The organism is Actinotalea caeni, from assembly GCF_009733795.1.
GTDB lineage: Bacteria > Actinomycetota > Actinomycetes > Actinomycetales > Beutenbergiaceae > Pseudactinotalea > Pseudactinotalea caeni.
The window spans coordinates 119,062-132,198 of the sequence record NZ_WNXX01000006.1 but is presented as its reverse complement, the minus strand read 5'-3'; the positions used below and the strand labels follow the sequence as shown (position 1 = coordinate 132,198).

Below are 13,137 nucleotides of genomic sequence, written 5' to 3'. Positions count from 1 at the left end.
AAGAACGGTAGGCAGCCCGGCAAGGCGATTACCCCTGGGTGACGGGCGACGGGCGGGTCAGTCGCCCGCGAGCGCGGCCAGCAGCTCGAGCTCCTCGGCGCGGGTGAGACCGGCGCGGCGCTCGCGGTCGAACCCGAGCGTGCGCTCGTCGGTGAGCGCCTCGTCGACCAGCCGCCGGTAGGGGCGCCAGCTCAGCCCTGCGGCGCGAGCGCGCGCGGAGGGGCGGGTGACGGTGAGCTCGTGCCCGGCCGGGAGCCAGAACGGCAGCGAGCGCGGCCCCATGAAGTAGCCGACGCCGTGCGCGACGAGCCAGTCCGGGTCGGCCTCGTGCACGGGACCCTGGTGGCCGGCCGCGGCACGCGCGAGCGCGACGAGGTCGGCGAAGGCGATCGGCTCGCCGTAGGTGTCGTAGACGCCGCTGGCGTCGCCCTCCCCGGCGGCGACGAGCCAGGCGGCGAGGTCGGCGGCGCTCACGGTCTGGACGGTCGTCTCCCCGACGGCGGGCAGCAGCACGGCCTCGCTGCCGGCCCGCGCGAACGCGGCAGGGTAGTAGCCGAAGCGGTCGGACCGGTCGCCACGACCGCCGATCAGCCCGGCGCGGGCGACGACGGCGCGGTCGCCGAGCGCCTCGAGCACGAGGTTCTCGCACGCCACCTTGGCGCCGGCGTAGTCCTCCGGCCCGGCGTGGTCGGAGGTCAACGGGTCGTGCAGCGGGTCGGTCTCGTCGCCGGCCGGGTCGTCGGTGGCGCGGTAGACCGAGCCGGAGGAGACGTACACCCAGCGCCGGGCGCGATCCCCGAGCGCCTGCACCGCGGAGCGCACCAGCCCCGGCTGGTGCACGACGTCGAGCACGAGGTCCCAGTCCCGACCCGCGACCGCGTCGTACGCACCGTCCTCGGTGCGGTCCCCGCGGACGTGGGCGACGCCGTCGGGCACCCCCGCGCCGCGCGTCAGCGCGGTGACCGCGTGCCCCCGCGCCACCGCGGCGCGCGCCACCTCGCCACCGAGCCATCCGGTCCCACCGAGCAGCAGCACGTCCATCCACCCACCCTGCCACGTGGTGGCTGCGACGACCGCACCCCAGCCCCGCGGGTGCGGCGGCCCCACCACCCCCACGCCCTCCCCCGGCGCCCGTCGCGATCCCCCCGGCGCCCGTCGCGATCCCCCGGCAGCGAACTCGTACCCGGGTGCCGAACTCGTACGGTGCACGCGCCGAGTTCGGCACGGCGCTACGAGTTCGCGGCGACGCGTGAGGGTGAGGCGTCGGCCCCTCGCCCCACGCCGCGCCCCGCGCCCCGCGCCCCGCGCCCCCGCGCCCCGGGCAGCGAACTCGTACCCGCGTACCGAACTCGTACGGTGCACGCGCCGAGTTCGGTCACCAGCTACGAGCTCGTCGGGTCGGTGAGGGACGCAGCGCCGGTCGCGGGCTCAGCCGGACAGGGCCGGGGAGCGCCGCGCGGAGACGGCGAGCGACCGCGGTGGGGTCGCTCAGGTCCGCGGTCGTGAACCGCTCGAACCGTACGAGCGGCGCCGCGTGCCGGCGGATGAGGTCTTCGCGCTCCTTCTCCGCCGCGACGACGCGGGCCGCCTGCGCCGGGTCGGTCTCGTCACCGATGTACTTGACGGCGCCGTCGAACTCGACGACGAGCAACCAGCCGCCGTCGTCCCCCACCCAGGCGAGGTCGGCGAAGAAGAGCCGGCTCCCGATCTCGATCGGGAGCTGCGCGACCGGCTCCGGCAGACCTGCCGCGAGGGCCGCCCATCGCAACCGGCTCTCCGGCGGCGTCGCCGCGAACCCGGTGGCGACGGCGAGCACGGCACGGGCACGCGCGGTGCCGCGCGCCGGTCCGATCGTCGCGAGCTGTCCGAGCAACCGGGAGCGGGTCGCCTCCTGCCGCGCCTCCGACTCCGCGCGACGGTGCGGCGACATCCGTGCCAGGCTCCGCAGCGCGCCGTCGACCACCACCAGGCCGCGGTCGGGCGGGAGGTACCGGGCGCAGTCCAGCACGGTGCGATCCGGCGTCGTGACCAGCAGCCCAGCGACGGTGGTGAGGTCGCCGTCGGGCAGGTCGGCGCGGACGTGCCTGAGCACGTCGGGCGTGCTGCTGCCGCCAGGGTTGACGGTCTGGGTGACGCGGATCCGGTCGTCGAGCGTGGTGACGGGCCAGCCGTGCAGGAGCGCCGCCGTCTCGTGGCTGAAGGCGTATCGCGTCGTGAAGCGCGCGGCGACGGCGGCGCAGCGAGCGAGGATGGCGTCCTGCCGCTCCTGCCACGGCTCACGCTCGGCGGCCCGCCAGACGTAGGCCCCGCGCCGCAGCCGCGTCAGCTCCCCAGAGCGGATCGCCGGCCGCAGCGCGGCGAACCCGTGCTCGCGGGTGGTGAGGACTGGGGGCGGAGTGGGTGTCACCCCACCAGAGTGGTCACGCCGCCCCGGCACCGCGCAGCCCGCCACCACCTGCTGTGGACAAGAACGCACGACGCCGTACCTGTGGACAGACACCCACACCGGGCACCAGCCACAGCCACACCCTCGCCGTCCCCGAACGCCAACTCGTACCTGGGTGCCGAGCTCGTACGGTGCACGCTACGAGTTCGGCACCCAGGTACGAGTTTGCTCGCGAGGACGGGATGGGGGGCGGCGCGGGGGCGGGGTGCGGGCGCGGGCGCGGCGGCAAGGTGCGGGTGCGCGAGAGGGGTGCGAGAACGGACGGGCCCGCCACCGCGACCCAGCCGCCGCACATCCCGCGCCAACTCGTACCGCCGTGCCCGGCTCGTACCGTGCACCGTACGAGCTGGGCACCCATGTACGAGTTGGCCGACGGGTGGAGTGGGCTGCTGGCCCGCGCGCCTTGGGTAGACAGGCCGCACGCGTCGCGGGTGGGCCTGCCGCCCGTGGCCGCGCGGGACTGCCGCCCGTGGCGCGCCGGGGGCGGTTACGCGAAGTGGGCGGGGAGGGTGGCCTCGCTGGTCTCGCGGAGCTCGGCGAGCGGGAGCGAGAGGGTCGCGGCCTCGGGGGCGCCCGACGGCGAGGGGACCGTGACGTCGAGGGTGTCGCCGCCCGTCGTGCCCACCCGGAGCAGCGGGACGCCGTGCTCCTCGGCCAGGGCGGTGAGGCGGTCGACCGCCTCGGCCGGCACCGCGACGAGGACCCGGCCGCCGGACTCGCTGAACAGGGCGGTCGTGGCGTCGACGCCGTCGCGCAGGCACAGCTCGGTGAGCGTGACGCTCGCGCCGGTGCCGAACCGCAGCACGCCGTCGACGAGCGTCTGCACCAGCCCACCCGCGGACAGGTCGTGCGAGGCGGCGAGCAGGCCGTCGCGGGTCGCCTGACCCAGCACCTCGGCCAGCCTCCGCTCGGCGGCGAGGTCCGCCACCGGCGGGCGGCCGCCGAGGTGGTCGTGCACGACGCCGGCCCAGACCGACCCGGACAGCTCCTCGCGCGTGGTGCCGAGCAGGTACAGGCCCAGCCCCTCGGCGCGCCAGCCGGACGGGTTGACGGTCGCGACGTCGTCGACGACCCCGAGGACGCCGACGACCGGGGTGGGGTGGATCGAGGCGTCGATGTGCCCGACGCCGACCTCGCCCGCGAGCGTCGAGTTGTACAGCGACACGTTGCCGCCGGTCACCGGCACCCCGAGCTCGGCGCACGCGTCGGCCAGCCCGGTGATCGTCTGCACCAGCTGCCACATCGCGTCCGGGTCCTCGGGCGAGCCCATGTTGAGGCAGTCGGTGACCGCGAGCGGGCGGGCGCCGACGGTCGCGACGTTGCGGTAGGCCTCGGCGAGCGCGAGCTGCGCGCCGACGTACGGGTCGAGCTTGCTGAAGCGGCCGTTCGCGTCGGTCGAGATCGCGACCCCGAGCCCGGTGCTCTCGTCGACGCGGACCACGCCCGCGTCGTCGGGCTGCGCGAGCGCGGTGTTGCCCTGCACGTAGCGGTCGTACTGGTCGGTGACCCACGACTTGCTGGCGAGGTTCGGCGACCCGACGAGCGCGAGCACCTGACCGCGCAGCTCGTCTGCCGACGTCGCGCGCGGCAGCGCCTCGGCGGCGTCGGCGTTGAGCGACTCCTGCCACGCCGGCACCGCGTAGGGCCGGTCGTAGACCGGGCCGTCGTGCGCGACCGTGCGCGGGTCGACGTCGACGATGCGCTGGCCGTGGTGGTCGATCGTCAGCCGGCCGGTGCCGGTGACCTCGCCGATGACGGTGGTCTCGACGTCCCAGCGGCCGGTGATCGCGAGGAACTCCTCCAGCTTGTCGGGCGCGACGACCGCCATCATGCGTTCCTGCGACTCCGACATGAGGATCTCGCCTGCGGTCAGCGTGGGGTCGCGCAGCAGCACCTTCTCGAGGTCGACGTGCATGCCGCCGTCGCCGTTGCTCGCCAGCTCCGAGGTAGCGCAGGAGATGCCCGCGGCCCCGAGGTCCTGGATGCCCTCGACGACGCCCGCCGCGTACAGCTCGAGGCAGCACTCGATGAGCACCTTCTCCATGAACGGGTCGCCGACCTGCACGCTGGGGCGCTTGGTGGGCTTGGCGTCGTCGAAGGTCTCCGACGCCAGGATCGAGGCGCCGCCGATGCCGTCGCCGCCGGTGCGGGCGCCGAACAGCACCACCTTGTTGCCGGTGCCGGAGGCGTTGGCGAGGTGGATGTCGTCGTGCCGCAGCACCCCGACGCAGAGGGCGTTGACGAGCGGGTTGCGCTGGTAGGAGGGGTCGAACTCGGTCTCGCCGCCGATGTTCGGCAGCCCGAGGCAGTTGCCGTAGCCACCGATCCCGGAGACGACGCCGTGCACGACGCGCGCGGTGTCCGGGTGGTCGATCGCGCCGAATCGCAGCTGGTCCATCACCGCCACCGGGCGCGCGCCCATCGAGATGATGTCGCGCACGATGCCGCCGACGCCGGTCGCGGCGCCCTGGTAGGGCTCGACGAAGCTCGGGTGGTTGTGCGACTCGACCTTGAACGTCACCGCCCAGCCGTCGCCGATGTCGACGACGCCCGCGTTCTGCCCGATGCCGACCAGCAGGTGCCGCCGCATCTCCTCGGTGGTCTTCTCGCCGAACTGCGACAGGTGCTTCTTCGACGACTTGTAGGAGCAGTGCTCCGACCACATCACCGAGTACATCGCGAGCTCGGCGTTGGTGGGCCGGCGCCCGAGGATCTCGCGGATGCGCGCGTACTCGTCGTCCTTGAGCCCCAGCTCCCGGTACGGCTGCTCCAGGTCCGGGGTCGCGGCGGCGTTCTCGACGGTGTCGGCGGCAGCGGTGGTCGTCACGTGGTGTGTTCCTTCGAGCGCGGGCAGGCGTGGCCAATCTACCCAGCCGCGGAGCCCCTGGACGCCGCCGCCCGCCCCCGTCCGCCGCCGGGCCTGGGTCACGATCGGGTCACGGCCGCAACGGCGCCGCCCCGGCCGACACAGGTCGGTCATGAGAGCGACCCGTCCTACCCTCGCCGCCGCGGCGCTCGGCTCGCTGCTGCTCGCCACGGCGTGCACCACCCAGTTCGGCCCGCCGCAGGCCGCCGGGCCGGGGCCGGTCGGTCTGGAGACGTTCGGCTCCTGCGACGACCTGCTCGCGCACCTCAAGGCCGAGGCCGCCGAGCGGGTGACCGCGTGGGGTCTCGACGGCTGGGCCGGATGGCCGATGCCGTTCGCTGTCGAGGACTCCGCGGGTGGCGCCGAGACGACCGCCGCCGGCGGCGCCGACGGGTCGAGCCACTCGGGCACCAACAACCAGGTGGAGGGCGTCGACGAGGCCGACGTCGTCAAGACCAACGGCGAGGTGATCGTCACCTCGGTCAGCGGCCGGGTCCGCGTCGTCGACGTCGCGACGGCGGAGGTGCTCGCCACCGTCGACGTGCCGGGTCTGGAGGAGGGCAGCGCCGAGCTGCTGCTCGACGGCGACCGGCTGGTCGTGCTCGCGACGCAGTGGTACGGCTACGGCCCGCACGGCACCGGCAGCGAGCGCACCTCGATCGTCCGGGTCGACCTCGCCGACCCCGCCGACCCGCAGGTGGTCGGGACCACGCGGGTCGAGGGCACCTACAGCTCGGCCCGGCTGATCGACGGCACCGTGCGGCTGGTGCTGACGAGCGCCCCCGCGGGGCTGGTGTTCAGCTACCCCGAGGACGGCTCGATGGCGGCCGAGGCCGACGCGCTCGAGGCGAACCGCCGCGTCGTCGAGGAGTCGACGATCGACGACTGGCTGCCGCACCGGCAGCCGGTCGACGCCGCCGGCACCGGCGGCACGCCCGAGCTGCTGCTCGACTGCACGGCGATCGGGACGCCGTCGGAGGTGAGCGGCTTCTCGACCGTCTCGGTCGTCACGCTGCCGGTCGACGGCGACGCCACGCCGTCCTCGGCCGCCGGGGTGCTCGCCGCGGGCGGCACCGTCTACGCCTCGACCGAGCGGGTCGTGGTCGCGACCAGCCCGTGGTGGTCGTGGTCGAGCGACGGCGGGTCCGACGCCTCGACGAGCCACACCGACCTGCACACGTTCGACATCAGCGACCCCGACGCCACCCGCTACGTGGCCTCCGGTCGGGTCGACGGCTGGCTGCTCGACCAGTTCTCGATCGACGAGGCCGACGGCGTCGTGCGGGTCGCGACGACGCTCACCCCGCCGTCCTCGGGCGACCCGACCTCGTCGTCGCTGGTGATCCTGCGCGAGGACGGCGACGACCTCGCCGAGGTCGGTCGCGTCGACGGGCTGGGGCTCACCGAGCAGATCTACGCGGTGCGCTACCTGGGCCCGGACCTGGCGGCCGTCGTGACGTTCCGGCAGACCGACCCGCTGTACCTCCTCGACACCAGCGACCCCGCGCACCCGGTCGCGGTCGGCGAGCTGAAGATCCCCGGCTACTCCGCGTACCTGCACCCCCTCGGCGACGACCTGCTGCTCGGCGTCGGCCAGGACGCGACCGACGACGGTCGCACCACGGGCCTGCAGGTCTCGCTGTTCGACGTCTCCGACGTGACGGCGCCCGAGCGCGTCGGCCAGCTCGGCTGGCCCGACACCGGCTCGGCGGCCGAGTGGGACCACCGGGCGTTCCTGCTCTGGGACGGCCGGGTGTACCTGCCGGCCGAGACCTACGACTGGGACGCCGAGGACCTCGACGCCAAGGGCCCGCGGGTCGGGCTCGTCACCGTCGACGTCGCCGACGGCACGATCACCGAGGGTCCCCGCGTCGACACGACCGGGCAGGGCGACCCGTGGGCGGGCGGCGTGATCCGGGTGCTGGTCGCGGGCGAGGACCTGTGGGCGGTCGGCTGGACCGACCTGTTCCGGTTCGACCTGACGACGCTGGAGGGCGGCCCGGTCGCGGTCCTGTGAAACCGCGGCTGCTCCGACCTCAGACCGCGTCGAGGAGGCCCCCGACGCCGTCGAGCACGTAGGTGGGTCGCTGCTCCGGCGGCAGCGCGGCGGCCTCGGCGGCCGTGGAGTCCCCCGTGAGCACGAGCGCGGTCGCGGTGCCGGCCGCGGCGCCCATCGCGATGTCGGTGGCCAGCCGGTCGCCGACCATGACGACCTGGTCGGGCGCGACGTCGACGCCGGCGAGCGCGAGCTCGAGCACGACCGGGTCGGGCTTGCCGAAGGTCCGCTCGCACGTCGTGCCGGTGCTCGCCTCGATCGCCGCGACGACGGCGGCGGCGTCCGGTTCGCCCCGGCCGCCCGGGTAGGGGCAGAACCGGTCCGGGTTGGTGCTCATCAGCCGGGCGCGCCGGTGGAACCAGATCGCGTCGAAGGCGATCTGCAGCTTGGCGTAGTCGAACGTGCGGTCGTAGGAGGCGAGCACGACGTCGATGCGCTCGGGGTCCTGCCCGACGGCGATCCCCGCCTCGGTCAGCGCCGCCACCACCGGCGGCGGCGCGATCGGGAAGACGACGGCGTCCGGGGCGTGCGCGAGCAGCCACCGCACGGTCGTGACGGTCGGCGTGACGACCTCGCTCAGGTCGGTCGCGATGACGAGGTCGCGCAGCTTGGTGACGTACTGCTCGGGCGAGCGGGTGACGTTGTTCGAGATGAACCTCACCACCGCGCCGCGACGGCGCAGCTCCGCGATGGTCTCGACCGCGCCCGGCAGGGCGTGCTCGCCGAGGTAGATGGTGCCGTCGAGGTCGAAGACGTAGGCGTCGTAGCTGGCCGGGGGCACCGCGCCAGGCTACCGAGGCCCGCCGACGTCACCACCTCGGGGTCCGCAGGGCACCCCTCCGCCGACCGCGCCCGCCGCGCGGCGCGAAGGCCGATAATGCTGTCCACCGGGTGACGTCAGCACCGCGAAGGAGGTGATGGCATGCGCGCGAAGGTGGGCGACCGGATCGTCGTCGAGGGTCGCAAGGTCACCGAGCCGCGCCGCGAGGGCGAGATCCTCGAGGTGCGTGGCCGCGACGGCGAGCCGCCGTACCTGGTGCGCTGGGACGACGGCCACGAGGGCCTGACCTACCCGGGCACCGACTGCCGCGTCCTGACCCCCGCCTGACCCTCACCGGGTCCCGGTCCCGCCCGCGCGGCGCGGGCGGGACCGCTCAGCCCTGGAACGCCTCGATCCGCCGGAACGCCTCGGCGACCGCGTCGGCACCGGCGGCGAACGACAGCCGCACGAACGCCACGCCGTCGACCGCGTCGAAGTCGACGCCCGGCACGAGCGCGACGCCCTGCTGCGCGAGCAGCGCACGGCACCACGACACCGAGTCGGGGTGCTCGCCGAGCGGGACGCCCGCGTAGAGGTAGAACGCGCCGTCGGCGGGTGCGACGGGTCCCCACCCGAGCCGACGGGCGCCGTCGAGCGCGACCTCGCGGGCCGCGGCGAGCGCGGCGAGCCGCTGCTGCGCCTCGTCGTAGGAGCGCTCCTCGAAGGCCGCGAGCGCGGCGTGCTGCGCGGGCACCGGCGGGCACAGCGCGAGGTTGCCGGCGAGCGCGTCGACCGATCCCCGCAGCGCCGGCGGCAGCAGCGCCCAGCCGAGCCGCCACCCGGTCATCCCCCAGTACTTCGAGAACGACGAGACCACGACGGCGTTGTCCCGGTCGATCTCCCACGCGCACGTGCCGGGGGCGTCCTCGGGGGCGTAGGCGAGGCCGTGGTAGATCTCGTCGGACACGAGCAGGGTGCCGTGCTCGGCGCACCAGGTGGCGAGCGCGGTCAGCTCGGCGCGCGACGTCATCGACCCGGTCGGGTTCGCGGGCGAGGCGAGCACCAGCCCCGCGAGCGGCCCCGCGGCCTCCAGCAGCGCGGGCGTCGGCTGGAAGCCGGTGGTCGGCCCGACCGCGATCTCGACGACCTCGCAGCCCAGCGCGGCGAGCGTGTTGCGGTACGCCGGGTAGCCGGGGCGGGTGAGCCCGACGCGGTCGCCGGGCGAGAACGCCGCGAGGAACGCCAGCACGAAGGCGCCCGAGGACCCGGTGGTCACGGCGACGTCGTCGGCCGCCACCTCGAGGCCGTACCAGCGCCGGTAGTGCCCGGCGATCGCCTCCCGCAGCGGCGTGATCCCCAGCGCCGGGCTGTAGCCGAGCGCGGCCCGGTCGCCGTGCAGCTCGGCGGCGCGCTCGTGCACCGCGGCGGGCGCGCCGCCGGACGGCTCGCCCGCGCACAGCGACACCACGTCGCGCCCGGCGGCACGCATCCGCTCGACCTCGTCGAGCACGGTCATCACCTGGAACGGCGGCACCTGGGCGCGGGCGCTGGGTCGGGTCGGCACCCTCCGATCCTCCCAGCCCGGTGCGTCGCGCGGTGCCGGCCGGACGCCGTCAGGACGTCGCGCCGGGCGCCGAGGCGACGATCAGCTCCCACAGGTGCTCGACGTGCGCGGCCATGTCGAGGCCGGGCTCGTAGAGCCACTGCACCTGCAGGCCGTCGGAGAGCGCGAGCGCCATCGTGGCGGTGCGCTCGGGGTCGAGCGTCGCGGGCATGCTGCCGTCGCCCTGGCCGGCACGGATCAGGTCGGCGATCTCGCGCCGCAGGGTGGCGAACCGCTCCTGGAAGTACTCGTGGGCGGGGTGCTCGGGCGCCGCCGCCTCGACCGAGAGCTGGGCGTAGAGCATCACGAGGCCCGGCACGGTCGCGTTGTGGCGCAGCGTCCGGATGAGGCGCTCGGCGACCGACAGCCCCTCCTCGTCCTCGCTGTCGATCTCGTCGCGACGGCGCAGCACCGCGGTCAGCAGCTCGTCCTTGCTGCCGAAGTAGTGCAGCAGCCCGGTCTGGCTCAGCCCGACGGCGTCGGCGAGGTCCCGGACCGTCGTGCCGCGGTACCCCTCGCGCGCGAGGACCTCGAGGGCGAGGCGGAGGATCTCCTCACGCTTCTCGATGCCCTTGCGGTAGGCCCCCCGCGCCGCCATGTCCACAGGCTAGTGGCCGGGCGGCGCGGCGGGCAGGCCGATGCGCGCGACAGCGGGACCGAGAGGCCTGGCGTCAGCGGGAGGCGGCCTTCTCGGCGTCGCGCAACGCCTTCTCGCTCACCGGCTCCTCGCCGCTGGCGCGCAGCCGGCGGTAGTAGGCGCGCGCCTCCTCCTGCCGCTGCGCCTCGACGCCGGTGCCGATCGTCGCGCCGATGTGCTCGGGCGAGTAGCCGAAGGCCTCGACGAGGTCGAGGGCGTGCGGCCGCAGGCGCGTCAGCAGCCGGTTGACGTAGGAGGTCACGGTGCGCGCGCGCTGGTTCGAGATACGGCCGTGGATGAGGTACCAGGCGAGGTTGCGCTCGATGGTGACCAGCCCGAACAGGTCGCGCAGCCAGGTGAGCACGCGGCGGGTGTCGGCGTCCTTGATCGTGGCGAGGGCCTCGGTGAACGCCTCCCACTGCAGCAGGTCGCCGTGCGCGCGCGCCGCCTCGATGAGGTCGTTCTGGTTCTCGTTGAACAGGCGCGCGGCCTCCTCGGGCGAGGCGGTCCGGGCCGGCCGGAGCCGCTCGGCGATCTCGGCGACCATCGACTCCACGCGCTCCTCGAGCAGCTCGCGCTGCACGGCGGGGTCGCGGATCTCCAGGGCGGAGCGGGCCGCGGAGCCGAAGTCGGCGATCGACTGCGCGGCGCGGCGCAGCGGGGTGCGGTGCATCGTCATGTCGACGGCGCGGTCGGCGACGTAGCGCACGGTGCCGGCGACGTCCATGCGCGCGATCGAGCGGCCGTAGTCGGTCAGCAGCCGCTTGCCGACCAGCTGCAGCAGCACGTTGTTGTCACCCTCGAAGGTCGTGTAGACGTCGAGGTCGCTGTGCCAGCCGGTCAGCTTGTTCTCGGCCATGAAGCCGGCCCCGCCGCAAGCCTCGCGGCACTCCTGCACGGTCTCCAGCGCCAGCCAGGTGGCCAGCGGCTTGGACGCGGCGGCCAGTGTCTCGAGGTCCTCGCGGTCGGCGTCGGTGTCGGTCTCGCCGGCGAACACCTGGTGGAACCGCTGCAGCAGGTCGTTGTGCATGAACTGCGCCGCGTAGGTGCGCGCGAGCAGCGGCAGCAGCCGGCGCTGGTGGCGCTGGTAGTCGAGCAGCGTGACCTCGGTGTGCGGGTCGGCCGCGGTGAACTGGCGCCGCTCGGAGCCGTACCGGATCGCGGTCGCGAGCGCCATCTTGGAGACGACGGCCGCGGCGCCGGACAGCGAGACCCGACCCTGCACCAGCGTGCCGAGCATCGTGAAGAAGCGGCGTCCGGGGCTCGCGATCGGCGAGGAGTAGGTGCCGTCCGGGGCGACGTCGCCGTACTTGTTGAGCAGGTTGGTCCGGGGGATCCGCACGTGGTCGAAGGCGAGCCGACCGTTGTCGATGCCGTTGAGGCCGCCCTTGAGGCCGTCGTCCTCGCTGGCGACGCCGGGCAGCAGCGCACCCGCGCGACCGTCCGGGCCGACCTCGCGGATCGGCGTGTAGAACGCGTGCACGCCGTGGTTGACGCCCTGGGTGATCAGCTGCGCGAAGACGACCGCCGCGACGCCGTGCAGCGCCGCGTTGCCGAGGTAGTCCTTCCACGCCGCGCGGAACGGGGTGTGGAGGACGAACTCCTCGGTCTCGGGGTCGTACGTCGCGGTCGTCCCGATCGAGGCGACGTCGGAGCCGTGCCCGATCTCAGTCATCGCGAACGCGCCGGGCACGCTGAGGTCGACGGCGCCGGGCAGGAAGGTGCGGTGGTGGTGCTCGGTGCCGAGGTGCATGATCGCGGAGGCGAACAGTCCCCACTGGACGCCCGCCTTGATCTGCAGCGACGGGTCGCCGACGGCGACCTCCTCGAAGCGTGCGAGGCTGCCGCCGTGGTCGTTCTGGCCGCCGACGCTCTCGGGGAAGGCCCGCTGCACGGCGCCCAGCTCGACCATCTTGCGCAGCTGGCCCAGCACGCGCTCACGGTGCTCCTCCATGCTCAGCCCGGGCTCGCGCCGCAGGTCGGGGTCGAGGAACAGGTCACGGCTCTGGCGCCGCAGCTCCGCCCAGCGACCGTCGAGGGCGGCGTTGACGACGTCGCGGTCGACACGCGGCTCGACGGCGGTGTCCGGCGTGGCGGTGGTGCTGGTCATGAGGTGGCTCCTGTGGTCCGGATGCGGGAGACGGCTGTGGCCCCGCGCCACAGCCAGCCGGCGAGCAGCTCGACCATCTCGGTCGTGCTGAGCCTGTGGGCGGGTGGTGTGTCGATCCAGTCCTCGCTCGCGCCGCGCACGAAGCCGACCATCCCGTTGGCCCATAGCGCGGCGAGCCGACCGTCGGGGTCGGCGTCGCCGAGGATCTCGCGCAGCGGCACCGCGACCGCCTCGGCGACCGTGGAGAGGAAGCTCGACATCGAGGCGCCCTGCTGGGCGATGACGAAGCGGTAGACGTTGGGCGACTGCGCGAGCGTGCTGACGTAGATCTCGATCATGGCGCGCATGCGGTCCTGCGCCGGACCCTGCTGCCGCGAGGCCTGCGCGAGCGCGTCGGCGATCTCGTCGAGCACGGCCTGGCCGACGGCGGCCTGCAGGCCGGACTTGTCGGTGAAGTAGCGGTAGACGATCGACTTGCTCGTGCCCATCGCGGCGGCCATCTCGTCCATCGACAGGTCGGGACCGAGCCGGTGCACCGCCTTGCGCGCGGCGGTGCACAGCTGGGCGCGGCGCCGCTGGCGGTGCGCGTCCCAGCGCGTCGACCGCCCGTCCGCGTCGCCGAGGAGATCGGGTGTGTCCGAGGTCACGAACTCACAGTA

The 13,137-nt window shown here is 74.4% G+C and carries 10 protein-coding genes; 2 read left to right on the top strand and 8 right to left on the bottom strand.

From position 1 onward, the window contains the following. Window positions 1-57: 57 nt before the first annotated feature. The 3 genes from GPA02_RS07485 to purL all read right to left on the bottom strand — a co-directional run bounded on the left by GPA02_RS07485 (window position 58) and on the right by purL (window position 5,273). Complete coding sequence (locus tag GPA02_RS07485) at window positions 58-1,041, bottom strand: Rossmann-fold NAD(P)-binding domain-containing protein (RefSeq protein ID WP_156199292.1); 984 nt, start codon at window positions 1,039-1,041, stop codon at window positions 58-60. Window positions 1,042-1,375: 334 nt separating this feature from the next. Then, on the bottom strand, window positions 1,376-2,407 hold the full coding sequence (locus GPA02_RS07480) for a type IV toxin-antitoxin system AbiEi family antitoxin (protein WP_156199291.1): 1,032 nt from the start codon (window positions 2,405-2,407) through the stop codon (window positions 1,376-1,378). Window positions 2,408-2,933: 526 nt separating this feature from the next. After that, the gene (gene purL, locus GPA02_RS07475) at window positions 2,934-5,273 is read right to left on the bottom strand and encodes a phosphoribosylformylglycinamidine synthase subunit PurL (RefSeq protein WP_240133938.1); all 2,340 of its coding nucleotides are present in this window, start codon (window positions 5,271-5,273) and stop codon (window positions 2,934-2,936) included. 151 nt (window positions 5,274-5,424) lie between these two features. Between purL and GPA02_RS07470 the strand changes: the two genes are divergently transcribed. After that, a complete protein-coding gene (locus tag GPA02_RS07470; protein WP_156199289.1) occupies window positions 5,425-7,329 on the top strand; it encodes a beta-propeller domain-containing protein in 1,905 nt (634 codons plus the stop codon). A 19-nt stretch (window positions 7,330-7,348) separates the two neighbouring features. Here GPA02_RS07470 and GPA02_RS07465 read toward each other — a convergent pair whose 3' ends face one another. Next, a complete protein-coding gene (locus tag GPA02_RS07465) occupies window positions 7,349-8,149 on the bottom strand; it encodes an HAD-IIA family hydrolase (RefSeq protein ID WP_156199288.1) in 801 nt (266 codons plus the stop codon). 141 nt (window positions 8,150-8,290) lie between these two features. On the opposite strand from GPA02_RS07465, the gene GPA02_RS07460 reads away from it, so the two are divergent. Then, window positions 8,291-8,476, top strand: coding sequence for a DUF1918 domain-containing protein (locus GPA02_RS07460; protein ID WP_156199287.1), 186 nt, complete (start codon window positions 8,291-8,293; stop codon window positions 8,474-8,476). A gap of 46 nt (window positions 8,477-8,522) precedes the next feature. Here GPA02_RS07460 and GPA02_RS07455 read toward each other — a convergent pair whose 3' ends face one another. From GPA02_RS07455 to GPA02_RS07440, 4 genes are all read right to left on the bottom strand, one after another. Beyond that, on the bottom strand, window positions 8,523-9,692 hold the full coding sequence (locus GPA02_RS07455; protein ID WP_420809356.1) for a pyridoxal phosphate-dependent aminotransferase: 1,170 nt from the start codon (window positions 9,690-9,692) through the stop codon (window positions 8,523-8,525). Between the two features lie 49 nt (window positions 9,693-9,741). Next, window positions 9,742-10,329, bottom strand: coding sequence for a TetR/AcrR family transcriptional regulator (locus GPA02_RS07450; protein ID WP_193567840.1), 588 nt, complete (start codon window positions 10,327-10,329; stop codon window positions 9,742-9,744). Window positions 10,330-10,402: 73 nt separating this feature from the next. Continuing rightward, window positions 10,403-12,478, bottom strand: coding sequence for an acyl-CoA dehydrogenase family protein (locus GPA02_RS07445; RefSeq protein ID WP_156199286.1), 2,076 nt, complete (start codon window positions 12,476-12,478; stop codon window positions 10,403-10,405). After that, on the bottom strand, window positions 12,475-13,125 hold the full coding sequence (locus tag GPA02_RS07440) for a TetR/AcrR family transcriptional regulator (RefSeq protein WP_156199285.1): 651 nt from the start codon (window positions 13,123-13,125) through the stop codon (window positions 12,475-12,477). Before GPA02_RS07440 ends, GPA02_RS07445 begins: the two co-directional genes overlap by 4 nt. Window positions 13,126-13,137 lie beyond the last annotated feature (12 nt).

What these genes read in the sequence shown, in the direction of transcription:
- GPA02_RS07450 (WP_193567840.1), bottom strand. Translation starts at nt 10,329, where the DNA reads ATGGCGGCGCGGGGGGCCTACCGCAAGGGCATCGAGAAGCGTGAGGAG.
- GPA02_RS07460 (WP_156199287.1), top strand. Translation starts at nt 8,291, where the DNA reads ATGCGCGCGAAGGTGGGCGACCGGATCGTCGTCGAGGGTCGCAAGGTC.
- GPA02_RS07445 (WP_156199286.1), bottom strand. Translation starts at nt 12,478, where the DNA reads ATGACCAGCACCACCGCCACGCCGGACACCGCCGTCGAGCCGCGTGTC.
- GPA02_RS07470 (WP_156199289.1), top strand. Translation starts at nt 5,425, where the DNA reads ATGAGAGCGACCCGTCCTACCCTCGCCGCCGCGGCGCTCGGCTCGCTG.
- GPA02_RS07485 (WP_156199292.1), bottom strand. Translation starts at nt 1,041, where the DNA reads ATGGACGTGCTGCTGCTCGGTGGGACCGGATGGCTCGGTGGCGAGGTG.